The sequence below is a fragment of the Microbacterium sp. LMC-P-041 genome, assembly GCF_030209555.1.
Taxonomy (GTDB): domain Bacteria; phylum Actinomycetota; class Actinomycetes; order Actinomycetales; family Microbacteriaceae; genus Microbacterium.
In genome coordinates this window covers 178,335-199,850 of the sequence record NZ_JARVRV010000001.1, presented here as the reverse complement: position 1 = coordinate 199,850, position 21,516 = coordinate 178,335, and the positions used below count along the sequence as shown (strand labels likewise).

At 68.2% G+C, this 21,516-nt stretch carries 22 protein-coding genes; 13 read left to right on the top strand and 9 right to left on the bottom strand.

Annotated features, from left to right (window positions below; genetic code table 11):
* Positions 1-6: 6 nt before the first annotated feature.
* Both QRN21_RS00985 and QRN21_RS00980 read right to left on the bottom strand, forming a co-directional pair.
* Positions 7-1,320, bottom strand: a complete 1,314-nt coding sequence (locus QRN21_RS00985) for an LLM class flavin-dependent oxidoreductase (protein ID WP_230100556.1) — start codon at positions 1,318-1,320, stop codon at positions 7-9.
* Positions 1,317-2,612, bottom strand: coding sequence for an O-acetylhomoserine aminocarboxypropyltransferase/cysteine synthase family protein (locus tag QRN21_RS00980; protein WP_285362941.1), 1,296 nt, complete (start codon positions 2,610-2,612; stop codon positions 1,317-1,319). Before QRN21_RS00980 ends, QRN21_RS00985 begins: the two co-directional genes overlap by 4 nt.
* Positions 2,613-2,799: 187 nt before the next feature.
* On the opposite strand from QRN21_RS00980, the gene leuC reads away from it, so the two are divergent.
* The 6 genes from leuC to QRN21_RS00950 all read left to right on the top strand — a co-directional run bounded on the left by leuC (position 2,800) and on the right by QRN21_RS00950 (position 9,158).
* Positions 2,800-4,251 carry a 3-isopropylmalate dehydratase large subunit gene (gene leuC / locus QRN21_RS00975; protein WP_056278653.1) on the top strand — a complete coding sequence of 484 codons (1,452 nt, stop codon included), beginning with the start codon at positions 2,800-2,802 and terminating at the stop codon, positions 4,249-4,251.
* A gap of 2 nt (positions 4,252-4,253) precedes the next feature.
* Complete coding sequence (gene leuD / locus QRN21_RS00970; RefSeq protein ID WP_072591193.1) at positions 4,254-4,853, top strand: 3-isopropylmalate dehydratase small subunit; 600 nt, start codon at positions 4,254-4,256, stop codon at positions 4,851-4,853.
* Between the two features lie 65 nt (positions 4,854-4,918).
* Positions 4,919-6,286, top strand: a complete 1,368-nt coding sequence (murA, locus tag QRN21_RS00965) for a UDP-N-acetylglucosamine 1-carboxyvinyltransferase (RefSeq protein WP_053095889.1) — start codon at positions 4,919-4,921, stop codon at positions 6,284-6,286.
* A 5-nt stretch (positions 6,287-6,291) separates the two neighbouring features.
* Complete coding sequence (locus QRN21_RS00960) at positions 6,292-7,047, top strand: lysophospholipid acyltransferase family protein (protein WP_053095891.1); 756 nt, start codon at positions 6,292-6,294, stop codon at positions 7,045-7,047.
* The gene (locus tag QRN21_RS00955; RefSeq protein WP_150115057.1) at positions 7,013-8,170 is read left to right on the top strand and encodes an NAD(P)H-dependent glycerol-3-phosphate dehydrogenase; all 1,158 of its coding nucleotides are present in this window, start codon (positions 7,013-7,015) and stop codon (positions 8,168-8,170) included. Before QRN21_RS00960 ends, QRN21_RS00955 begins: the two co-directional genes overlap by 35 nt.
* Entirely contained in the window at positions 8,076-9,158 is a 1,083-nt protein-coding gene (locus tag QRN21_RS00950; RefSeq protein ID WP_285362940.1) for a D-alanine--D-alanine ligase family protein, read from the top strand. The genes QRN21_RS00955 and QRN21_RS00950 overlap by 95 nt, the downstream gene beginning before the upstream one ends.
* A gap of 11 nt (positions 9,159-9,169) precedes the next feature.
* Here QRN21_RS00950 and QRN21_RS00945 read toward each other — a convergent pair whose 3' ends face one another.
* Positions 9,170-9,676, bottom strand: a complete 507-nt coding sequence (locus QRN21_RS00945; protein WP_187249561.1) for a DUF3515 family protein — start codon at positions 9,674-9,676, stop codon at positions 9,170-9,172.
* Positions 9,677-9,699: 23 nt separating this feature from the next.
* Here QRN21_RS00945 and thiL point away from each other — a divergent pair, with 23 nt between their 5' ends.
* Positions 9,700-10,695 (top strand): thiamine-phosphate kinase, encoded by a 996-nt coding sequence (gene thiL, locus QRN21_RS00940; protein ID WP_285362939.1) that lies wholly within the window; start codon positions 9,700-9,702, stop codon positions 10,693-10,695.
* Here the strand turns inward: thiL and rsmD are convergent.
* Complete coding sequence (rsmD, locus tag QRN21_RS00935) at positions 10,665-11,267, bottom strand: 16S rRNA (guanine(966)-N(2))-methyltransferase RsmD (protein WP_187249563.1); 603 nt, start codon at positions 11,265-11,267, stop codon at positions 10,665-10,667. The two genes, thiL and rsmD, sit on opposite strands and share 31 nt — an antisense overlap.
* Positions 11,268-11,328: 61 nt before the next feature.
* Here rsmD and QRN21_RS00930 point away from each other — a divergent pair, with 61 nt between their 5' ends.
* The 6 genes from QRN21_RS00930 to mutM all read left to right on the top strand — a co-directional run bounded on the left by QRN21_RS00930 (position 11,329) and on the right by mutM (position 16,440).
* Positions 11,329-13,503: an ATP-dependent DNA helicase RecG gene (locus QRN21_RS00930; protein WP_285362938.1), complete on the top strand. Its 2,175-nt coding sequence runs from the start codon at positions 11,329-11,331 to the stop codon at positions 13,501-13,503.
* 30 nt (positions 13,504-13,533) lie between these two features.
* On the top strand, positions 13,534-14,031 hold the full coding sequence (gene coaD, locus QRN21_RS00925; RefSeq protein ID WP_053095905.1) for a pantetheine-phosphate adenylyltransferase: 498 nt from the start codon (positions 13,534-13,536) through the stop codon (positions 14,029-14,031).
* A gap of 82 nt (positions 14,032-14,113) precedes the next feature.
* The gene (locus tag QRN21_RS00920; RefSeq protein WP_285363172.1) at positions 14,114-14,662 is read left to right on the top strand and encodes a YceD family protein; all 549 of its coding nucleotides are present in this window, start codon (positions 14,114-14,116) and stop codon (positions 14,660-14,662) included.
* A 2-nt stretch (positions 14,663-14,664) separates the two neighbouring features.
* Positions 14,665-14,874 carry a 50S ribosomal protein L32 gene (rpmF, locus tag QRN21_RS00915; protein ID WP_017830754.1) on the top strand — a complete coding sequence of 70 codons (210 nt, stop codon included), beginning with the start codon at positions 14,665-14,667 and terminating at the stop codon, positions 14,872-14,874.
* Positions 14,875-14,891: 17 nt separating this feature from the next.
* The gene (gene rnc / locus QRN21_RS00910; RefSeq protein ID WP_053095908.1) at positions 14,892-15,584 is read left to right on the top strand and encodes a ribonuclease III; all 693 of its coding nucleotides are present in this window, start codon (positions 14,892-14,894) and stop codon (positions 15,582-15,584) included.
* Positions 15,577-16,440, top strand: coding sequence for a bifunctional DNA-formamidopyrimidine glycosylase/DNA-(apurinic or apyrimidinic site) lyase (gene mutM, locus QRN21_RS00905; RefSeq protein ID WP_187249565.1), 864 nt, complete (start codon positions 15,577-15,579; stop codon positions 16,438-16,440). Before rnc ends, mutM begins: the two co-directional genes overlap by 8 nt.
* Before the next feature lie 3 nt (positions 16,441-16,443).
* Here mutM and QRN21_RS00900 read toward each other — a convergent pair whose 3' ends face one another.
* From QRN21_RS00900 to QRN21_RS00880, 5 genes are all read right to left on the bottom strand, one after another.
* Positions 16,444-17,766, bottom strand: a complete 1,323-nt coding sequence (locus QRN21_RS00900; RefSeq protein WP_285362937.1) for an FtsX-like permease family protein — start codon at positions 17,764-17,766, stop codon at positions 16,444-16,446.
* Positions 17,763-18,458, bottom strand: coding sequence for an ABC transporter ATP-binding protein (locus QRN21_RS00895; RefSeq protein WP_053099093.1), 696 nt, complete (start codon positions 18,456-18,458; stop codon positions 17,763-17,765). The genes QRN21_RS00900 and QRN21_RS00895 overlap by 4 nt, the downstream gene beginning before the upstream one ends.
* Before the next feature lie 89 nt (positions 18,459-18,547).
* On the bottom strand, positions 18,548-19,627 hold the full coding sequence (locus QRN21_RS00890) for a GNAT family N-acetyltransferase (RefSeq protein WP_230100546.1): 1,080 nt from the start codon (positions 19,625-19,627) through the stop codon (positions 18,548-18,550).
* The gene (locus QRN21_RS00885) at positions 19,624-20,712 is read right to left on the bottom strand and encodes a GNAT family N-acetyltransferase (RefSeq protein WP_285362935.1); all 1,089 of its coding nucleotides are present in this window, start codon (positions 20,710-20,712) and stop codon (positions 19,624-19,626) included. Before QRN21_RS00885 ends, QRN21_RS00890 begins: the two co-directional genes overlap by 4 nt.
* A gap of 13 nt (positions 20,713-20,725) precedes the next feature.
* Positions 20,726-21,004 (bottom strand): hypothetical protein, encoded by a 279-nt coding sequence (locus QRN21_RS00880; RefSeq protein WP_053095916.1) that lies wholly within the window; start codon positions 21,002-21,004, stop codon positions 20,726-20,728.
* Between the last annotated feature and the right edge of the window lie 512 nt (positions 21,005-21,516).

Genomic DNA, 21,516 nt, shown 5'->3' with positions numbered 1-21,516 from the left:
TACGCGTCAGAACGCGCGGAGGTTCGCCTGCAGCCCTCCGTCGACGTAGTCCCGGCGCAGGATGCCCCGGCGTCGAAGAACGGGCACGAGTTCATCCAGCGTCCGATGCAGCGTGACGGGGTGGAAGTCGCCCCACAGCAGGACGCCGTCGTTGCCCCACTCGCCGAGCTCTTCGATCAGATCTGCGAACTCCTCGGCAGTGCCGACGAAACCCGAGCGATCGGAGATGCGGCCCGTCCGAGCGAGCGCGGCGAGATGGACTCGTAGAGGAGCATCGTCTCCGCGGTCGCCGATCAGGCGCTGGATGCTCCCGCGCGAGACGTGCTCGCCGAAGATCTCGAGGTCGAGTGGTCTGTCGAGATCGAGCGAGGTCAGATCCGTCTCGAGGTCGCTGGACTGCTTGCGTGCGATCTGCACGAGGGTCGCGTCGTCGGGATGCGCGGAGGCGGCGACGATTCGGTCGGCCTCCTCGGCGGATGATGTGATCACCGGCTGGATCGCGAACAGGATCTTGATGTCGTCCGGCGAGCGTCCGGCGGCGATCGCCGCATCGTGGATCTTCGCTCGATAGGCACGCACCGAGGCTTCGTCCAGCGGCGCGAGGGCGAGCTGCACATCGGAGTTGGCGCCGGCGAATCCGAGGCCGCGGCCGGAGCCGCCGGGGGAGACGATCGACGGCTCCCCGTCGGTGAACGGCACGGCGTTCAACGGGCCGTCGAAGTCGAAGTGCGTTCCGCGGTGCTGCACGGAGCGCAGCGTCGATCCGTCGGCGAACACGTCGGTCTCGCGATCGCGGACCAGCGCACCGTCGTCCCAGCTGCGCCAGAGCGAGCGGATGCCGGCGAGCCATTCTTCGGCGCGGTCGTATGCCGCATCGTGCCCGAGCTGTTCCGCGGCGGAGAAATGTCGCGCACTGCCGGTGTCGGTCACCACGTTGAGTCCGAGGCGGTGGCCACTGAGGTGCTGAAGCGTGGAGAACTGCCGAGCCGCGGTATACGGCAGGTACGCCGCCGGGTTCACGGTGGGCACGACCCCGAGATGCCGTGTCGCCTGGAAGAGGTAGGGAGCGAGCAGCAGCGGGTCGTGCTTGGGGCCGCCGAAGGCATGGCGCACCCGGAGGTCGATCGTGTCGGGAGAGCCGAGCGACGGCGCGTCCTCGATGATGAGGAGGTCGAAGCCTGCCTGCTCGAGCGTGCGAGCCGCCTCCTGGTAGATCTCCGGACGGGTCCAGTCGTAGTCCCAGTCCAGCGACGGATAGCCCCACCCCTGCGGGCCGAAGCCGCGTGCCAGGAACCACCCGAAGTGCTGGGGCCTGGTCATGAGACGGCCTCTCGTGCGGGTTCCAGGACTCGGGCCAGGTCGCCGAGGAGGTCGGCGACGTCTTCGATGCCGACCGACAGCCGCAGGGTTCCCGGCTGCACTCCGAGGACGTCTCGCTCCTCGGGCGTGCGATGCGAGTGGCTGGTGGTCGCGGGGTGCAGCACCAGCGAGCGCACGTCGCCGATGTGGGTCATGTGCGTGAACACGTCGACGCTCTCGACGAAGTCGCGTGCGGCGTCGAGGCCCCCGCGGAGAGTGAAGGTGAAGATCGAGCCGTACCCTCCCGAGAGGTACCTCTCGGCGAGGCCGTGGTCGGGATGCGTGTCGAGGCCGACGTAGTCGACGCTCTCGACCGCTTCCTGCGCGGCGAGCCAGCGGGCGATCTCGAGGGCGTTCCGGGACTGCCGCTCGACCCGCAGACCGAGGGTCTCGGCGCCCTGTCCGATCAGGAACGCGTTGAGCGGCGACGGGGACGCGCCGAATCGCGGAGCGACGGACTCGCGCGCGTAGGCGATGCGCGCGTTGCCGCCATGACGCGAAGCCACGCTCGGGAACCCGCCGCGCCCCGGAAGAACGAGATGCGGAGCGTTGTGCCCCGCCTTCGCCGGGTCGAAGCGACCGTCGTCGAGGATCACGCCTCCGAGCACCGACCCGTGACCGGCGAGGAACTTCGAGGCGGAGTGCACCACCATGGCGGCGCCGTGCTCGAGCGGCCGGAGCAGGAACGGCGTCGCGAGGGTGTTGTCGACGATGAGCGGGATGGCGAACTCGTCGGCGACCGCGCTCACCGCGGAGATGTCGAGGATGTCGTTGCGCGCGTTCGCGATGGATTCGCCGAACAGCGCCCGGGTGGTCGGGCGGATCGCACCCCGCCAGGCGCCGGGGTCGGCGATGTCGTCGATGAACGTCGTCGCGATGCCGAGGCGAGCGAGGTTGTCGAGCAGAAGCCCTCGCGTGCCTTCGTAGATGTGCGTCGAGGAGACGATGTGATCGCCCGCTCCGGCGACGGTCAGCAGTGCGGTGACGACCGCGGCCTGGCCGCTGGCGACGAGCACGGCCTCTGCGGCGGATTCGAGTGCGGCGAGCTGGCGCTCGACGGCGTGCACCGTCGGATTCCCCGTGCGCGTGTATCCGAACCCCGCGCCGGTGCCGAAGTGGTCGGCGGCGTGGTCGAAGTCGTCGAACTCGAAGCCCGCCGTCAGGTAGATCGGCGTCGCCCTCGACGATGCGGGCCCCTGATTCCGGGCCGCGTGGACCGCTCTCGTGGCGAATCCGGTGCTGTCGTCGGTCATGCGGGTGCCTCTCGAAGGTGTGGGTGACAGTAGCGTGTCACGCGGAGACTCCGGGCGCTGAAGCGGTGGTAATCTGACGTCATGCGGATCGTGCTCCTTCTTAGCGGCCGCGACGAGACCTCGTTCTGAGCCCCTCCTCGTCGCGGAGTCCATCGTGGGCCGAACCGCCAGCTTCAGGAGACACGCAATGAACACCCCCGCAGCAGACACTGCTCCCGTCCGTCCCAGGACCCTCGCCGAGAAGGTCTGGGACGACCATCTCGTCGTCAAGGGCGAGAACGGCGAGCCGGACCTCATCTACATCGATCTGCACCTGGTGCATGAGGTGACGAGCCCGCAGGCGTTCGACGGACTGCGATCGGAGGGGCGACCGTTGCGGCGCCTCGACCTGACGATCGCCACCGAGGACCACAACACGCCGACCTGGGACATCGACAAGCCCATCGCCGACCTCACGAGCCGCACGCAGATCGAGACGCTGCGCCGCAACGCCGCGGAGTTCGGCGTGCGTCTGCACTCGCTCGGCGACGCCGAACAGGGCATCGTCCACGTCGTGGGGCCGCAGCTCGGTCTCACCATGCCCGGCATCACGGTGGTCTGCGGCGACTCGCACACATCGACGCACGGCGCGTTCGGCGCCATGGCCTTCGGCATCGGCACGAGCGAGGTCGAGCATGTCATGGCGACGCAGACGCTGCCGCTGAAGCCGTTCAAGACCATGGCGATCAACGTCGAGGGCACGCTGAGGCCCGGCGTCACCGCGAAGGACATCATCCTCGCGGTGATCGCGAAGATCACCACCGGCGGCGGTCAGGGCTACGTCCTGGAGTTCCGCGGCAGCGCGATCCGGGCGTTGTCGATGGAGGGCCGGATGACGATCTGCAACATGTCGATCGAGGCCGGCGCTCGTGCCGGCATGGTCGCGCCCGACGAGACGACCTTCGAGTACCTGAAGGGTCGCCCGCACGCACCGAAGGGGCAGGACTGGGACGACGCCGTCGCGTACTGGCGAACGCTGCCGACGGATGAGGGGGCGACGTTCGACGCCGAGGTCTTCATCGATGCCGATGAGCTCGAGCCGTTCGTGACGTGGGGCACCAACCCCGGTCAGGGCAGCTCGCTGTCGGCGGCGGTTCCCGACCCGGCAGAGATCGCCGATGCCAATGAGCGTGCCGCAGCCGAGCGGGCCCTCGAGTACATGGATCTGACGCCTGGCACGCCTCTCAAGGAGGTGCCGGTCGACGCTGTCTTCATGGGGTCGTGCACGAACAGCCGCATCGAGGATCTCCGCGCGTTCGCGTCGATCGTCGAAGGCAAGAAGAAGGCCGACGGCGTCCGCGTCATGGTCGTTCCCGGCTCTGCCCGGGTGCGGCTGGAGGCGGAGGCCGAAGGACTCGACAAGATCATCAAGGACTTCGGAGCCGAGTGGCGATTCGCGGGGTGCTCGATGTGCCTCGGGATGAACCCCGATCAGCTCGCGCCGGGGGAGCGCTGCGCGTCGACCTCCAACCGCAACTTCGAGGGCCGGCAGGGCAAGGGTGGACGCACGCACCTGGTGTCGCCGCTCGTCGCCGCCGCGACCGCGATCCGCGGCACGCTGTCGAGTCCGAGCGACCTGAACGAGATGGCGGAGGTCTGACCATGGAGAAGTTCACCACCCACACCGGCATCGCCGCCCCGCTGAAGCGCTCGAACGTCGACACGGACCAGATCATCCCCGCCGTGTTCCTCAAGCGGGTCACGAAGACCGGCTTCGAGGACGCACTGTTCCACGGCTGGCGTCAGGATCCCGAGTTCGTGCTCAACCAGCCGGCTTTCCAGGGCGCATCGGTGCTCGTCGCCGGCCCCGACTTCGGCACCGGATCCAGCCGCGAGCACGCCGTCTGGGCGCTGCGCGACTTCGGCTTCGCGGTGGTCCTGAGCCCGCGCTTCGCCGACATCTTCCGGGGCAACTCGGGCAAGCAGGGGCTCCTCGCCGCCACCATCTCCGAAGAGGATCTCGAGCGGATCTGGGCCGAGATCGACCGGAATCCCGGGGCTTCGATCACGGTCGACCTCGAGGCGCGAGTCGCATCGATCGGTGAGATCCAGGCTGACCTCGGGATCGACGATTACACTAGATGGCGGCTCCTCGAAGGGCTCGATGACATCGGGCTCACTCTGCGCAACGAAGACAAGATCGCGCAGTTCGAGGCCCGTCGCGAGTCGTGGCGGCCCCGGACCCTTCCCGTTCAGCAGTGAACGGCGGGGCGGGGGAGCCGAGGGCGACCCCGCCCCGAATTCCGTTGAATGAAGTGAGGCTCCGAATGACGACACCTGTGCGCGACGCTCTTCCGGACGGAGTCCCCCCACTCACCGGAGACGTCCTCGCCATTCGCGGAGGGCGCCCGCTGCGCGGCCGCGTCGACGTCAAGGGCGCGAAGAACCTCGCGACCAAGGCGATGGTCGCGTCCCTGCTCGGAGAGACCGTCAGCGTGCTGCGCGACGTGCCGGCCATCAGCGACGTCGCGGTCGTCCGCTCGCTTCTCGAGGTCCATGGCGTGCGGGTCTCCGACGGCGATGAGCCCGGAGCTCTCGTCTTCGACCCCAGCGACGTCGAGTCGGCCCACTTCGAGGAGATCGACGCTCACGCGGGTGCCTCGCGCATCCCGATCCTCTTCTGCGGCCCGCTGCTGCACCGTCTCGGTCAGGCCTTCATCCCCGACCTGGGCGGCTGCCGCATCGGCGACCGCCCGATCGACTTCCATCTGGACGCGCTCCGCAAGTTCGGCGCCATCGTCGAGAAGCTGCCGAGCGGCATCCGCCTGTCGACGGGTGGTGCGCGCCTGCACGGTGCGAACATCCACCTCCCGTACCCGAGTGTCGGAGCGACCGAGCAGGTGCTGCTCACGGCCGTTCGCGCCGAGGGCACCACGGAGCTTCGCAACGCCGCCATCGAGCCCGAGATCATGGATCTGATCGCGGTGCTGCAGAAGATGGGCGCGATCATCTCCTACGAGCCGAACCGCGTCATCCTCATCGAGGGTGTCGAGACGCTTCGGGGGTACGACCACCGCTCGATCTTCGACCGCAACGAAGCCGCATCCTGGGCGTCCGCCGCACTCGCCACCGACGGCGAGATCTTCGTGGGCGGCGCGAAGCAGCAGGAGATGCTCACGTTCCTCAACGTGTTCCGCAAGGCCGGCGGATGGTTCGACATCAAGGAGGACGGGATCCTGTTCCGTCGCGACGGCGAGCTCAAGCCGGTCATCGTCGAGACCGACGTGCACCCCGGATTCATGACCGACTGGCAGCAGCCTCTCGTCGTGGCGCTCACTCAGGCCAAGGGCCGCTCGGTCGTGCACGAGACGGTCTACGAGAACCGTCTGGGCTTCACCGAGGCGCTCGTCAAGATGGGCGCCGACATCGTCGTGCACCCCCGCGGACTGCAGGACGGAGCCCGTCGTGTCCCGCGCCGGGACCTCGAGCAGGCCGCCGTCATCACCGGCCCGACGCCGCTGCACGCCGCAGACATCGTCGTTCCCGATCTTCGCGGCGGATACAGCCACGTCATCGCGGCGCTGACCGCCGAAGGCGAGTCGAGGGTGTCCGGAGTGGACATCCTCAGCCGCGGCTACGAGAAGTTCCTCGCCAAGCTCGATGCCGTGGGCGCCGACTTCGACGTCATCCGGTGACCCCGATGGGTTCCCGCTCGACGGAGACCACGCGACCGAGTGCGTTCTGGCCGGTCGCGGCGATCGCCGTGCCGCTGATCTCGCTCGTCGCGAAGCTCCGCATCACGGGAAGCGAGAAGCTCCCGCGTGAGGGAGCGTACGTTCTCGCCCCGAACCACTACTCCGAGTTCGATCCGCTCGTGGTCGCACTCGCGGTGTGGCGCATCGGTCGAGCTCCGCGCTTCATGGCGAAGGAGAGTCTCTTCAAGGTTCCTGTGCTCGGAGCCGTGCTCCGCGCGACAGGAATGGTCCCCGTGGCACGCGCCTCGTCGGCATCCGCGGCGAAGCAGACGCTCAAGCAGTCGGCCGAGCTCGTCGAGCACGGTCGCGGTGTGATCGTCTATCCGGAGGGCACGCTGACCCGCGACCCCGACATGTGGCCGATGCGCGGAAAGTCCGGGGCTGTCCGGCTCGCGCTGACCGACGGCATCCCACTCATCCCGATGGCCCACTGGGGCACCCAGCGGATCATGGGGCGTTACCAGAAGGGGCTCAGCCTCTGGCCGCTGCGCAAGCCCGTGGACGTCGTCATCGGCGATCCCGTCGATCTGTCGGACCTCCGTGGTCGTGCAGGCGAGGCATCTGCGCTGAACGAAGCCACCGAACGACTGATGCAGGCCATCACGGCGCTGCTCGAGGACCTGCGTGACGAGAAGGCTCCGGCCGAGCGCTGGAACCCGTCCGCCCATGGACAGAAGGAGACGGGTCGCCTTGACTCCTAAGCGCAACGCTCCCGCAGGACCACGCGTCGCGGTGATCGGTGCCGGAAGCTGGGGCACCACGTTCGGAAAGATCCTCGCCGACGGCGGGGCGCAGGTCACGATGTGGGCGCGCCGAGCCGAACTCGCCCACGAGATCGACGAGGCCAAGCGCAACTCCCGCTATCTGCCCGGCATCAACCTGCCGCGCACGATGTCCGCGACGCACGAGCTGGCGATCGCGCTCCGCGATGTCGACCAGGTGTACCTCTCGGTGCCGAGTCAGTCGCTGCGGGAGAATCTCAAGGCGCTTCGGCCGCTGCTCGCCGACAACGACGCCAAGATCGTCAGCCTGATGAAGGGCGTCGAGCGCACGACGGGGCTCCGGATGAGCCAGGTCATCGAGCAGGAGCTGCGCTGCGATCCCGACCGTATCGCGGTCGCCTCCGGGCCGAACCTCGCGCTCGAGATCGCTCGCGAGCAGCCCACGGCCGCCGTGATCTCCTCACGCAGTCGGGAGACCGCCGAGGAGGTCGCGCGCGCGGCACGTAACAGCTACTTCCGGACGTTCGTGAACACCGACGTGATCGGCACGGAGTTCGGGGGAGTGCTGAAGAACCTCATCGCGGTGGCCATCGGCATCGTCGACGGCGTCGGGTACGGCGAGAACACCAAGGCGTCGATCATCACCCGCGGGCTCGTGGAGATGACCGATTTCGCCGTCGCCAACGGCGCTCACCCCGAGACCCTGCAGGGACTCGCGGGCCTGGGCGACCTCATCGCGACATGTCAGTCCCCGCTGAGCCGCAACAACACGGCCGGGCGCCTGCTCGGCCAGGGATACAGCTTCCAGGACGTCGTGAAGCAGATGCAGCAGACCGCTGAGGGCCTCGCGTCCGTGGCGCCGGTGCTGCAACTCGCCCGAGAGTCCGACGTGCACATGCCCATCGTCGAGCAGGTGAAGATGGTGCTCGACGGCAAGATGAACCCCCGCGACATCGCACCCCACCTGACGACGGACGACGACACCCCGCAGGGTGAGAGGACCAACCATGGACAAGCAGACGGTGGTGGTGCTCTTCGGAGGGCGCTCCAGCGAGCATTCGATCAGTTCCGCAACGGCGGGCGGAGTGCTGGGCGCGATTGATCGCGATCGGTACGCCGTGATCCCGGTCGGGATCACCCGCGACGGCGCCTTCGTCCTCGAGGACGACGACCCGGCGAAGTTCCCGCTGGATGCCGCTCACCTGCCCGAGGTTGCCGACAACGGCACACGGGTGCTGTGGCCGGAACCCGGCGGAGACCGCAGCCTGCGCGTCGTGCGCACCGACGGCACCACCGAATCCCTCGGCGAGATCGATATCGTGCTGCCGATCCTCCATGGCCCGCACGGCGAGGACGGCACCATCCAGGGGTACTTCGACACCCTCGAGGTCCCCTATGCCGGCGGCGGGGTGCTCGACTCCGCACTGTGCATGGACAAGCACTTCATGAAGATCGCGCTGCGGGCCGCCGGTATCGCGGTGGCGGCCGGGCTGACGGTGCGCGCGCGCCAGTGGGAACAGGATGTCGTCGCGATCCGCGACTCGGCGGCGGCGCTCGGCCTGCCGCTCTTCGTGAAGCCGGCTCGCGCGGGATCCAGCGTGGGCGTCTCGAAGGTCGAGAGCGCCGACGAGCTCGATGCGGCGCTGGCGATCGCGTTCGCAGAAGACGACAAGGTCCTGATCGAGGCGGGCGTGGTCGGCCGCGAGATCGAGGTCGCCGTGCTCGAAGGTGCCGACGGCGTCCGAGCGTCGCTTCCTGGCGAGATCGTGCTGACGACTCGAGGGTTCTACGACTTCGAGGGAAAGTACCTCGGCGGCGACGGCGTCGACGTCGTGTGCCCGGCGGAGCTCGAGGATTCCGAGGTCGCGGCCATTCAGGATGCGGCAGTCCGTGCGTTCGAGGCGGTGGACGGGCGGGGTCTTGCGCGCGTCGACATGTTCCTCACTCCTACGGGAGAGCTGGTGGTCAACGAGCTGAACACGATGCCGGGATTCACTCCGATCTCGATGTTCCCGAAGTGCTGGGTGGCCTCCGGACTCAGCTACGGTGACCTGATCTCCGAGTTGATCGAGGCGGGCCTGCGCCGCTGACCCTCGACGGGTCAGCCTTCGGTCGATCCGTCGTCCGGGTTCTCGTCGGTGGGCACCCGGTCGGTGCAGCGTGCCGTGGCGGGCGCGAGGCCCGACTGGATGCTCGTGGAGAGGCTCTCGACGACCGTACGGAAGTCGATCTCCTCGCCACGTCGGATGATCACCTCGATGGCGGGCTCGCGACCGTACGTCACGAGGCGCTGCCGGTCTTCCTCCTGATCGAGAACGAGCCAGTCGACGCTGCCGATGGTCGTGCACACCTCTGTCGATGGCGCCGGCGGTTCGACGCCGCAGCGCAGCACGACGGTCGGGTCGCCCCAGGCTCCGGTCGCCTGAGCATCGGTCCACACCCGATCGAGATCGCCGACGGCGTCGGGGAGGAGCACGGACACCTCGGCGCAGGCCGGATCGTTGGCGTCCTCAGCGGGTTCGAGGTGGATCGTCGTCGAGCAGCCGGACAGTGCGGCGAGGAGGACCAGCGAGCCCGCGACGACGGCGAGACGGCGAGAGCGGGGCATGCATCCAGGCTACCTTTGACTGCATGTCCTCCCGACCTCGCGACGATGATCCGACCCTCGGCGAACTGTCGGAGGGGGAGATCCTCAGAGCGATCCTGGCGAGGACGGCGCGGGCCTCTCACACGCTCGTCGGACCCGGCGACGATGCGGCGGTGATCGCCGCTCCCTCGGGTTCGGTGGTCGCCACGACGGACACTCTCGTGCACGGCCCGGACTTCCGGCTCGCGTGGTCGTCGGGGTACGACCTCGGTTGGAAGGCCGCCGCCGTCAACCTCGCCGACGTGGCGGCCATGGGCGCGCGGCCGACGGCGCTCCTGGTGGCGCTGGCCGTTCCCCGCGACCTTCGACTGTCGTTCATCGAGCGCCTCGCAGACGGCTTCCGAGAAGCCTGCGCCGCACTCGCACCGGGATGCGCGGTGGTCGGCGGCGATCTCACGGTCTCGGACGTCCTGACCGTGGCCGTCACCGCGCTCGGCGATCTCGAGGGCCGGCCGCCTGTAACCCGGTCGGGCGCACGGGTCGGTGACGTGGTCGCGGTCGCAGGCGAACTGGGGCACGCCGCTCACGGACTCTCGGTGCTCTTCGGAAGGTTCCGCGCGGGGGAGGCGCCGGTCCCCGTCGATGCGTCCCTGCTCGCCCCGGGTGAGAGCGCTGCTCTGGCGGCACAGCTCCGTCCATCGCCGCCGATCGGTCTCGGCCCTTTCGCTGCCACCGCGGGCGCGACCGCGATGATGGACATCTCGGACGGGCTCGCGCTCGACGCGCGACGGATGGCAGCGGCCTCCGAGGTCACCATCGCACTCGACAGCGCAGCCCTCGGCGACAGCCCCCAGCGAGCTCTCGCCGGTGGCGAGGATCACGCCCTGCTCGCCTGCTTCCCGCCGGGGATCGTGCCGGCGGGCTTCCGCGTCATCGGCACTGTCATGCCCCGGGGCGAGCACGAGCTGCTGGTCGACGGCGCACCCGCGGACGTCAGCGGCTGGGATCCCTATCGCGACTGGGACTCGGCCTCGGGCTGAGACGACTCCGTCGCGGGAGTGGGCTCGGCCCACCAGAGCGCGGTGTCGCCGTAGGCCTTCTCGCGGATCAGCTCCAGTCCGGCCGCAGCGAGGTCGGGAGGGGTCGATCGCCGGGCGCGCTCGATGATCACGAGGGCGTCGGGAGCGAGAAGCGGCGCGAGCGTGACGAGGTCCGCCGTCATCGCCTCGTCGTCGAGGTCGTACGGGGGATCCGAGAACACGAGGTCGTACGGGCCGGAGGCGCGCAGCAGGAACGATCGGACGGTGCTCTGGTGCACCCTCGCGCTCGGCGCTCCGGCCTTCGCGACGGTGGCGGCGTTGCGGCGGACCACCGACGCCGCCTCTCGGCCGTGCTCGACGAGATCCGCGCTCGTCGCGCCGCGGCTGAGGGTCTCCAGTCCCAGCGCACCCGAGCCGGCATAGAGGTCGAGCACCCGCGCGCCGACGATGGCGTCCGCCGACTCCAGCGCTCCGAAGAGCGACTCCCGCACGCGGTCGCTGGTGGGTCTCGTTCCCGCGCGGGGCACGTCGAGCCGCGCGCCGCGCGCTGTTCCGGCGATGATCCTCGTCACCCGTTCACGATACGACAGCTGCGGCGCACGTCGTGTCCGTGCGGACTCCTAGACTCGGATCATGTCGCTCACGCTGGATTCGTCGCTCGAGGAGGCGCTGGGCGCCACGCCGGCGAAGTCTCTCGACAGAGCCTTCAGCATGAAGACGGTCGGCGATCTCGTGTCGCACTATCCCCGACGGTACGCGGATCCGGGCGAGCTGACCCCGATCCGTGAACTCCCTCTGGGTGAGACGGTGACGATCGTCGCCGAGGTGCTGTCCTCCAGCGCCAGGGCGATGCGCAACCGTCGCGGTGCGATGGTCGACGTCGTGATCGGCGACGGCATCGGCAAGATGTCTCTGACGTTCTTCGCGAAGAACCTGGGCGCGGCCAAGTGGCGCTCCGAGGACCTCGCGGTCGGACGTCGAGGTGTCTTCTCGGGCAAGGTCGGCGAGTTCAACGGCATGACGCAGTTCGCGCATCCCGAGTACGAGCTGTTCGACGACGAGGATGCGGCCAGACGCCGGGCGGACGCGCGCGCTGCCGTGCTGATTCCCATCTATCCCGCGACGTCGACGCTGCAGACGTGGCAGATCGCGAAGTTCATCACGCGGGCGCTCGACGGCCTCGGCGACGTGCCGGAGCCTCTCGCCCCAGATGTCCGCGCGCGGGAGGAACTTCTGACCGCCCGAGAGGCGCTCGAGCAGATTCACCGCCCGAAGACCCGCAACGACATCGATCCTGCGGTCCGCACCCTGCGGATGCACGAGGCGCTCACTCTCCAGACCGCCCTCCTGCAGCAGCGGGATGCGGTGCGATCGCTGTCGGCGACTGCGCGTCCGTCGAAGCCCGGTGGGCTGCTCGAGCGCTTCGACGCCTCGCTGCCGTACGACCTCACGCCCGACCAGAAGACGGTCGGCGAGCAGGTGGCGAGCGACCTCGTCGCCGCCTGGCCGATGAATCGTCTCGTGCAGGGCGAGGTCGGGTCCGGGAAGACCCTCGTCGCGCTGCGCGCGATGCTCCAGGTGGCCGAGTCCGGCGGTCAGGCGGCGCTGATCGCCCCGACCGAGGTGCTCGCAGGGCAGCACCTGCGATCGATCGCGAAGATGCTCGGGCCGCAGATGTCGCCGCTCGTGATGCCCACCCTGCTCACCGGTCAGATGCCGGCCGCCGAGCGCCGCAAGGCTGCGCTCCGCGTCGCCTCCGGACAGGCTCTGATCGTCGTGGGCACGCACGCGCTCCTCGGCGAGAAGACGACCTTCGCTGATCTCGGTCTCGTCGTCGTCGACGAGCAGCACCGGTTCGGAGTCGAGCAACGAGAGGCGCTCCGCGCGAAGGGGTCCAGCCCGCACGCGCTGGTTCTCACCGCGACCCCGATCCCGCGGACGGTCGCGATGACGGTGTTCGGCGATCTCGATACCTCCGTGATCCGCACGATGCCCAAGGGACGAGCCGGGATCGAGTCCTTCGTCGCTCCGCTCGCAGAGCATCCCGGCTGGTTCAATCGAGTCTGGGAGCGCGCCGCCGAGGAGATCTCTCAGGGCCGACAGGTGTTCGCGGTATGCGCGGCGATCGACACGACCAAGAAGACGGCGGAAGCGGGGGAGCAGCCCCTGATCCCGCCCGAGGGTGCGTCGGGTCCTCGCTGGGGCGTGGTGCAGCTCGATGAGGCCCTGGCGACGCACCCCCGGCTCGGGAACGTCCGACGGGCCGTGCTGCACGGTCGCATGCCGTCCGACGAGAAGGACGCCGTCATGCAGTCCTTCGCGCGCGGTGAGATCGACCTGCTGGTGGCGACGACCGTGATCGAGGTCGGCGTCGACGTCCCGAACGCCTCGACCATGATCGTTCTCGACGCCGATCGGTTCGGGGTGTCGCAGCTGCACCAGCTGAGGGGCCGTGTCGGTCGAGGAGGCGTTCCAGGGCTCTGCCTGTTGGTCACCGAAGCCGAAGAAGGGTCAGTGGCGCGCGAACGCGTGGACGCGGTGGCAGCGACTCTCGACGGATTCGCTCTCGCGGAGGTCGATCTCGAGCTCCGCGGTGAAGGTGACGTGCTCGGTGCCGCACAGGCTGGAGCTCGGTCCTCCCTGAAGCTGCTGCGGGTCGTCAAGGACTCGGGCCTGATCGTCCGAGCCCGGGAGCTCGCGGAGGGCATCCTCTCCGAGGACCCGGATCTGCGGGCGAATCCCGGACTCCGCTCGGCGATCGAGCGACGCGTGAGCGACGACGACCGGGCGGCACTCGCGAAGAACTGACCGCGGCATCGCGTGCTTTAGGCTGGGGGCATGAGCAGCCGGATCGCCGTCGTCCCTGGATCGTTCGATCCGCCGACCCTGGGTCATCTCGACGTGATCCGTCGCGCAGCCAAGCTGTACGACGAACTCCACGTGCTCGTGGTGCACAACCCCGGCAAAGAGGCGCTGCTCCCGATCGCTCAGCGGATGTCGCTGCTCGAGCAGTCGATCGCTGAGGACGGGATCGGCGACAACGTCGTCGTGGGCTCCTGGAGCATGGGGCTGCTCGTGGACTACGCCCGCGACGTCGGTGCGGGAGTTCTCGTGAAGGGGATCCGTTCGCAGATCGACGTCGCGTACGAATCCCCGATGGCGATCGTCAACCGTCACCTCGCCGACATCGAGACGGTCTTCCTCCTGCCCGACCCCGCGCATGCCCTGGTCTCCAGCTCCCTGGTCCGCCAGGTGGCGGGCCTCGGCGGTGACGTGTCGCCGTTCGTGCCGCCGGCGGTCGCCTCCTTCCTCGACACCGGATCACGCGGGATCTGATTTCCGGAGGCGCCGTCTCCACACAGCGCGGAACCAGCCTCCATCCCGCAGGAGCCGGTACCATTGCCGGGTGCGTTCCCGAATGAATGGTCCCTTCGTCCTGCCCGTCCGTGACATCGTCCGCAAGCCGGGCGAGATGCGCGAGCACGAGTTCTCGGTGACCCTCGGCGAAGGCTGGGGAGAGGGAATCGTCGCGTATGAAGCCGGTTCTGCGCTCGACCTGGACGTGCGTCTCGAGTCGGTTCACGAGGGCATCCTGGTCTCCGGAACCGCCGATGCTGAGTACTCCGGCGTATGCGGAAGATGCCTGATCGACATCACCCGGCCCGTCGAAGTCGAGTTCCAGGAGCTTTTCGCGTATCCTGGTGAGGAAGAAACTGACTTCGAGGTTCAAGACGACCACGTGGATCTTGAAACTCTAGTCAGGGATGCGGCCGTATTGGCGCTTCCATTTCAGCCGGTGTGTCAGCCGGATTGCCCCGGGCTCGACCCGGAGACGGGCGAGAGGCTGACCGAGAGCACCGGGACGGAGCAGGTGGCTCCCATCGATCCTCGGTGGAGCGCGCTCCAGCAGATCACAGACCAAGACGGTGAGGCACAGAGCCGAGCCGCCGAGAAAGAAGAGAGCTAGTCATGGCTGGTAACCCCCCGAAGCGCAAGGTATCCCGTTCGAACACCCGCTCGCGCCGCGCGCAGTGGAAGGCGGCGCCCGTCGCACTCGTCAAGACCATCGAGAACGGTCAGGTCGTCTACAGCCGTCCTCACCAGGCCAAGGTCGTCACCGACTCGCAGGGCACCGAGCTCTTCCTCGAGTACAAGGGTCGCAAGGTCGCCGACGTCTGAGTCGCGACTTCACGATTGTGACTGAGGTCCCTGGGGGGACGAGACCGCTCCCAGAGAAGCTCCGCGTCGATATCGACGCGGAGCTTCTGGAGTTGGCGCTCACCCATCGCTCCTATGCCTACGAGCACGGCGGCATCCCCCATAACGAACGTCTCGAGTTCCTCGGCGACTCCGTTCTCGGACAAGCCGTGACGGTGATGCTCTTCACGACCCATCCGGGGCTGGATGAGGGGGAGTTGGCCAAGCGGCGCGCGAGCGTCGTCTCGACGGTCGCTCTCGCCGAGGTCGCGAGAGCGATCGATCTCGGCAGCCATCTGCTGCTGGGACGCGGTGAGGAACAGACGGGCGGTCGCGACAAGGACTCGATCCTCGCCGACACGATGGAAGCCGTGATCGGCGCGACGTATCTGTCAGCGGGTCCTGAGGCGGCGACCGAGCTCGTGCTCCGGCTGACCGCGCCGCTCCTCGCCGACCCCGAGCGCTACGGCGCGGCGATGGATCCGAAGACGAGCCTGCAGGAGCTGGCTGCGCGAGTCGGTGCGACTCCGCCCCAGTACTCGGTGGAGGCGAGCGGCCCCGACCACGATCGTCGATTCCTCGCAACCGTGGTCGTCGGCGATCTGGCGATGACCGGCAAGGGCAGCAGCAAGAAGACGGCAGAGATGGCCGCCGCGCTCAGCGCGTGGCGACTGCTCAACGAGCGTGCCTGAGCTTCCCGAGGTCGAGGTCGTCCGGGCGGGTCTCGCTCCCGCGGTGATCGGCTCGCTCATCACGGCCGTGAGCGTGTTCGATGAACGAGCTCTCACACGGCATGCGGCCGGGCCGTCCGACTTCGTCGCGCGCCTGGAGGGACGCAGAGTCACTGCAGCCGACCGACGGGGCAAGTTCCTCTGGCTGCCGCTGGACACCGCTGATTCCGCGTTGATCGCGCACCTCGGAATGAGCGGACAGATGCTGCTGCGCGCGCCGGACGCCGAGGCGGAACGCCACGAGCGCATCCGGATCAGCATCGAGCATCCTCGGCATGGCGAGCTCGCGATCGTCTTCGCCGACCAGAGGACTTTCGGGTCGTTGGCGGTCGATGGTCTGGTGCCGGACGGACCGACGTGGATCCCGACTCAGGTCGTGCACATCGCCCGTGATCCGATAGACCCGCTGTTCGACGACGATCGCTTCCTGCGTGCACTCCGCACACGCGGCAGTGCGATCAAGCGAGTGCTGCTCGATCAGCAGACGATCAGCGGCGTGGGCAACATCTATGCGGATGAGGCGCTGTGGGCTGCGCGCATCCACCCGGCGACTCTCGCGAGTGCGCTGTCGACGCAAGCGAGCAGGCGACTCCTCGCCGAGATCAGAGTGGTGCTCGTGAAGGCCCTTGCCGAGGGCGGCACGAGCTTCGACTCCCAGTACGTCAATGTGAACGGTCAGGCAGGCTACTTCGCCCACTCGCTCAACGCGTACGGTCGAGGCGGACAGCCGTGCCCGCGCTGCGGCATTCTGATCCGCCGGGAGGCTTTCATGAACCGCTCGAGTCATTACTGTCCGCGCTGCCAGCGGCGTCGCTGAGACTCACACCATCTCGAACGACCGGGCGAGCAGGGGCCGCGTCGCTCGAGTGCTCATCCAGACGATTCCGATCCCCACGGCCAGGACGAGCGCGATCGTGAGGAGAGACTCGGGTGCCGTGACCAGGGCGATCCCCAGCAGCGGGAAGACCAGCACGCCGGCACAGGTCGCCGAGCCGATCGCGGTCACGAGGAGTGGAGACATGATCGCCCGGCGGCGTGCGCTGTCGACGATCGCGAGCGGCACGCCCAGCCGGTGCAGACTCCGGTGGAGTTCCTCCTGATCGAGAACGGCCGCGGCTTGATTGACCCCCACGGACGCCGCGACCATCAGGAATGAAGCGACGAGGGTGATGACGAGGCCGGTGCGCATGTCCGCGGCGAGGGCCGCATCCGCGGACGTCGCGTCGCCGCTGTTCATCACATTCATCAGGGAGACTCCGGTTCCTGCGAACACGGCCATGAAGCTCGCCATCGCGATGCCGCTCACCTGACGCCACGCGGCTTTGGGGGAGTCCAGCACCAGACGGGCGGCGAGCAGCCGATCTGCGTGCTCGGCCTTGCGCAGCTGACGGCCGGCGGCGACCTTCAGGGCCCATGGTCCGATCACGTTGAGCACCGCCAGGGAGACGGCGAACAACAGGGCGAGGACGGTGATGGTCGCCGCGAGTCCTGCGACGGACGGGAAGACCGTGACAAGGACGAACACGAGCGCAAGAACGGAGACTGCGATGATCGCGCGGAACCAGTGCGCGGTGGAGACGGTCGTCCGCAGGCGCACGCCGAGGGGCGAGATGATCACGCGCCGGAGCCCCAGCACAGCACTCGCTGCCGCCACGAGAAGGACGCCTCCCACGACGGCGAGAACGCTGAAGGGCGAGAGCATGATCGCCTCGACGCCGAGAGCCGTGCCACGGAACGGGATGAGTCCGACGAGAGGGGTGAGGGCGAGATGGACGACGACTCCGGCGACGGCACCGGCGGCCGCGACGATCATGGATTCGATGACCGTAGCGACGCCGACGCCCAGAGGCGTCACGCCGAGAAGCCGCAGGGTCGAGAGACGCTCGTCACGACGGCGGGCTGAGAGACGGGCGGCCGCCCCGCCGAGATTCATCAGCGGGACGATGAGGAGCACGAGCGCGATCGCGGCCAACGCCTGGTACACCGGCGCGTACTCATCGGTCCAGGTCCAGAACGACTGAGCCCCGCCCACGACGGTCAGCACGAGGGCGGTGACGATGCCGAAAGCGATGAGCGGAAGCGCGAGCACCGCTTTCTCTCCCGTCCCGGCACGAAGAAGCACAGCCAGGACGCGGGCGTTCATGCCGTCACCGCCGACGAGATGATCTGGCCGTCGCGCACGGAGACGATCCGCGAGCAGCGCGCCGCCACGTCTGCATCGTGTGTCACGACGAGCAGCGTGCGCCCTTGGCCCGTCGTCGACCACAGCAGCGCATTCATCACGTCCTGCGACGTGTGCGAGTCGAGGGCGCCGGTCGGCTCGTCGGCGAACACGAGTTCCGCACCCGTCGCCTGAGCCCGTGCGATCGCGACGCGCTGCGCCTGCCCGCCGGACAGCTCGCCGATTCGGCGGTCCTCCATCCCGGCCAGCCCGAGCGCGGCGAGCCAGGACGCCGCGTGAGCGGTGGCCTGTGCTCTCTTCACTCCGTTGATCATCGATGCGAGCGCCACGTTCTCGACCGCCGTGAGCTCCGGAATGAGCAGACCCTGCTGGAAGACGAACCCGAACCGCTCTCTCCGCAGCCGGGAACGAGCGGATTCTCCGAGTCCGGCGAGTTCCACCGCCTGACCGACCGAGGGCTGGAACGACACGGTGCCCGAGTCCGGACTGATGATGCCGGCGAGGACATGGAGGAGAGTGGTCTTGCCCGACCCGGAGGCACCCATGATGGCGACCGACTCGCCGCGGTGGATGGTGAGATCCACCCCGGCGAGTGCGCGGGTCGTTCCGTAGGACTTGGTCAGAGAGCGTGCGTCGAGGACCGTCGTGTTCATGCATCCAGCCTCGCGGCCATACGGAGACCGCTGCGTCGGCCGGGCGGATGATCCGTGGCCGGCCGTGTACACCGCTCGGATGATCTCGATCAGATCCGCTTCTGCCACGCTCCCGCATAGGAGACAGGCGCGAAACCGATCGCCTCGTTGATGCTCAACATGGGACGGTTCTCCTCTGCGTTGAACGTCGAGACCGTCGGGGTGAGCGGCATGAGCTCTCTCCAACGGAGGAGATTCGCGCACTTGACGATCGTGCCGAGACGGTGCCCGCGGTGCTCGCGAGACACCAGAGTGCCGAGCTGGTGGGTCACTCCTGCGCGGTCCGCCCCGACGAGCAGCTCGTTGTAGGCCACCATGTCGCCACTGGGCACATGCTGCACCGCGACGATCGACAGAGCCTGACCGGCCCCCGTGAGCCGTCGCTCACGTCGCACGACACGTTCCGCATCCCACTCCTCGGCGACGAAGTCCATGTCGCCGCTCGGGGCGTCGGTAGACAGGCGAGCGAGGATCGCCGCGTACCCGTCGCGGAACTCAGGCGGTGTCGGCGCCATCCACTGGAGCACCCGGTAATCGTCGCCGGCGGCGGTCTTCGCCGATTCCAGAGCGGCCCGCAGCGGGGCGGGGTCGGAGCGCAGATCGAGCTCGCTGTTGCGTTCGACCTGTTCGAACTCGTATCCGCGGGCGACGAGAGCGTCCGACAGCGGAATCGCCGGAATGCGACCCCACCCTGTTCGCGGTGTGATCATCCGGTCCGACTCCATGGGCCTGTGCAGCGTCCAGGTCTGCACCAGAGAGCGGCCGTGTGCGCGCGCCTCCGACTCGGCGAGCGACAGGAGAGCGTCTTCGACACCGCGTCCCCAGTGCTTCTCCGGCACGAGGAGGTCCGCCTCTGCGGCGTTCGCGTCCGCCTCCTGAGCGTAGGAGAGAGTGATCATGCCGACGATCTCGGTTCCGAGCCTGGCGACGAACCCGGTCTGCAGGGTATCGCTGGGATCCTGCCACGATGCGAGCATCTGCGCGGCATCGGGGGCGATGTCGGGCAGACCGACCAGCTCCTCGCAGATCTGCCTGTTGAGCTCTCCGTATGCGCGGAAGTCCGCGGCATCCTCGGCGTCCAGCGCGCGGGGGACGGCCAGAGGTGTGATCGTCAGTGTGCTTGTGTTCATGACAGCTCCTTCTTCCACGCGCCTTCGTAGGCGATGGCCGTGAATCCCATCGCCTCGTTGATGGCGAGCATCGGCCGGTTCTCCTCGGCGTTGTAAGTGATCACGTCGCGTGACGCGGGAGCGATGCCTGTCCACGACAGGAACGCTTCGCACTTCACGAGTTGCCCCAGACGATGGCCGCGGTGCTCGGTGAGCACCAGGGTGTCGTGCTGGTGTGTGGTGGCGGTGGGATCCGGACCGATTCCGAGTTCGGTGAATGCGGTGAGCTCGCCTGTCGGGATGTGCTGCGCGACAGTCACCTGCATGATCTGGCCCATCTCCGCGACTCTCTTCTCCGTGGCGACCAGACGCTCTGCGTCCCAGGCCTCCTCGTCGGTCTCGAGATCGGCCGAGGGGGCGTCGGTCGACATGCGCGACTTGAGCCATGCGTAGCCGTCGACGTGCTCCGGTGGCGTCGGAAGCATCCACTGGAGCACGCGATAGTCCTGTGAGAGCGCTCGCGCGTCCTCCCGCAGCTCCTCGGCACGCTGAACCGTCTCCTGGGTGACCGCGAGGCGGCTCACCCGATAGACCTGCTCGAGGGTGAATCCATGGCGGATGAGGAATCGTGCGACGTGATCGTCCGGAACGCTGCCGAAGCCCGTCTTCGCCTGCAGCCTGGGTCCGTCGCTGGCCGGCTGCTCCGTCCAGTTCTGAATGACCGCGCGGCCGTGGAGACGGGCGAAGGCCTCGACGTGCGGCAGGATCGCGGTTCCGATCCCCTGACCCCAGACACGGGGGTGGATCTCGATCGCGGCGATCGCCACACGCGACCCCTCCTCATGAGGAATGTCGATGACTGTGCGCCCGACGATCTCGCCTCCGACGCGCACCGCCCACACGGCAGTCGTGCGCTCTTTGCGAGAGCGCAGGATCGGAAGCAGCGCCTCTGGCGTCAGATCCTGCTCGGTGCGTCCGGTGAGTTCTCGGTAGACGGCGTTGCGAACACGGGCGAGCTCACGGAATTCGGCGGCGTCAGCCGCATCCGCTCGTGCCGGCAGCACGAGCGGATGCAGCGACGCATCAGGGGTGAGCGGAATGCTCATGGTGATCTCCAGGTCAGCGCAGCTGACGCTGCAGGTCGTAGGTGAGCAGGGCGTAGGTCTCGCCCGGCGTGCGATCACGTCGATCGAGACGCAGCGCATCCGCTTCGGCGGCGGCGATACGACGTACCGGGCGAGGGCGCTGTGCCCTCTGGAGCAGCCAGAGGCCGATCCGGAGAGAGAGACGATCTGCCAGCGCGAGGCGCCGCAGCTCATCGGGTGCGGGGATGTGGAGGACCTGCTGGTCCTCGGTATCCGGAGGGTGGGGGATGCTGCGGTACAGCGTGGTGTTCACGATGATTCCTTCGAGATGAATGGTGGTGATGGGTGCGGCGAACGCGGCCGCCGGGCCTTCGGTGAAGGGCGGCGGTGCGCGGTGAGAGTCGAGAGCCCGGTGCGCCCGAAGGCGAGCGCCGGGATCGGCGGAGAGCCGTGATCCGGAGAGGATCAGAGGGCGGAGCGCGGAGTAGAGCGGGCGAGAAGCCCCGTCACAGGTCGGAGACCGGTGGATGGTTCGGGGCAGAGTTCTCGGGCTGCGGTTCTACGAGAGAGCGCTTCGACGGACGCCGGCGGTTACCGAGTGCGCAGAGCGCGGCGCGAATGGCGCGGCGAGGCCAGTGGCCTGAGCAGTGAGCTGAGTGATCATCGGTAACCTCCTTTCGTGTGGCGATCCGGAGGTTACGGTAGCGAAACCCGGGCGTGTCCGTCAAGCATGACCGGCGTGGATCGGCGTGTCGCGCGGAATTCCGGTTCACTGCGAACCCGCGCGGGATGCCCGTTCTGAGCCGTCATTCCGGTAGCGTATGG

What these genes read in the sequence shown, in the direction of transcription:
- QRN21_RS00985 (WP_230100556.1), bottom strand. Translation starts at nt 1,320, where the DNA reads ATGACCAGGCCCCAGCACTTCGGGTGGTTCCTGGCACGCGGCTTCGGC.
- QRN21_RS00980 (WP_285362941.1), bottom strand. Translation starts at nt 2,612, where the DNA reads ATGACCGACGACAGCACCGGATTCGCCACGAGAGCGGTCCACGCGGCC.
- leuC (WP_056278653.1), top strand. Translation starts at nt 2,800, where the DNA reads ATGAACACCCCCGCAGCAGACACTGCTCCCGTCCGTCCCAGGACCCTC.
- leuD (WP_072591193.1), top strand. Translation starts at nt 4,254, where the DNA reads ATGGAGAAGTTCACCACCCACACCGGCATCGCCGCCCCGCTGAAGCGC.
- murA (WP_053095889.1), top strand. Translation starts at nt 4,919, where the DNA reads ATGACGACACCTGTGCGCGACGCTCTTCCGGACGGAGTCCCCCCACTC.
- QRN21_RS00960 (WP_053095891.1), top strand. Translation starts at nt 6,292, where the DNA reads ATGGGTTCCCGCTCGACGGAGACCACGCGACCGAGTGCGTTCTGGCCG.
- QRN21_RS00955 (WP_150115057.1), top strand. Translation starts at nt 7,013, where the DNA reads ATGGACAGAAGGAGACGGGTCGCCTTGACTCCTAAGCGCAACGCTCCC.
- QRN21_RS00950 (WP_285362940.1), top strand. Translation starts at nt 8,076, where the DNA reads ATGGACAAGCAGACGGTGGTGGTGCTCTTCGGAGGGCGCTCCAGCGAG.
- QRN21_RS00945 (WP_187249561.1), bottom strand. Translation starts at nt 9,676, where the DNA reads ATGCCCCGCTCTCGCCGTCTCGCCGTCGTCGCGGGCTCGCTGGTCCTC.
- thiL (WP_285362939.1), top strand. Translation starts at nt 9,700, where the DNA reads ATGTCCTCCCGACCTCGCGACGATGATCCGACCCTCGGCGAACTGTCG.
- QRN21_RS00930 (WP_285362938.1), top strand. Translation starts at nt 11,329, where the DNA reads ATGTCGCTCACGCTGGATTCGTCGCTCGAGGAGGCGCTGGGCGCCACG.
- coaD (WP_053095905.1), top strand. Translation starts at nt 13,534, where the DNA reads ATGAGCAGCCGGATCGCCGTCGTCCCTGGATCGTTCGATCCGCCGACC.
- QRN21_RS00920 (WP_285363172.1), top strand. Translation starts at nt 14,114, where the DNA reads ATGAATGGTCCCTTCGTCCTGCCCGTCCGTGACATCGTCCGCAAGCCG.
- rpmF (WP_017830754.1), top strand. Translation starts at nt 14,665, where the DNA reads ATGGCTGGTAACCCCCCGAAGCGCAAGGTATCCCGTTCGAACACCCGC.
- QRN21_RS00900 (WP_285362937.1), bottom strand. Translation starts at nt 17,766, where the DNA reads ATGAACGCCCGCGTCCTGGCTGTGCTTCTTCGTGCCGGGACGGGAGAG.
- QRN21_RS00895 (WP_053099093.1), bottom strand. Translation starts at nt 18,458, where the DNA reads ATGAACACGACGGTCCTCGACGCACGCTCTCTGACCAAGTCCTACGGA.
- QRN21_RS00890 (WP_230100546.1), bottom strand. Translation starts at nt 19,627, where the DNA reads ATGAACACAAGCACACTGACGATCACACCTCTGGCCGTCCCCCGCGCG.
- QRN21_RS00885 (WP_285362935.1), bottom strand. Translation starts at nt 20,712, where the DNA reads ATGAGCATTCCGCTCACCCCTGATGCGTCGCTGCATCCGCTCGTGCTG.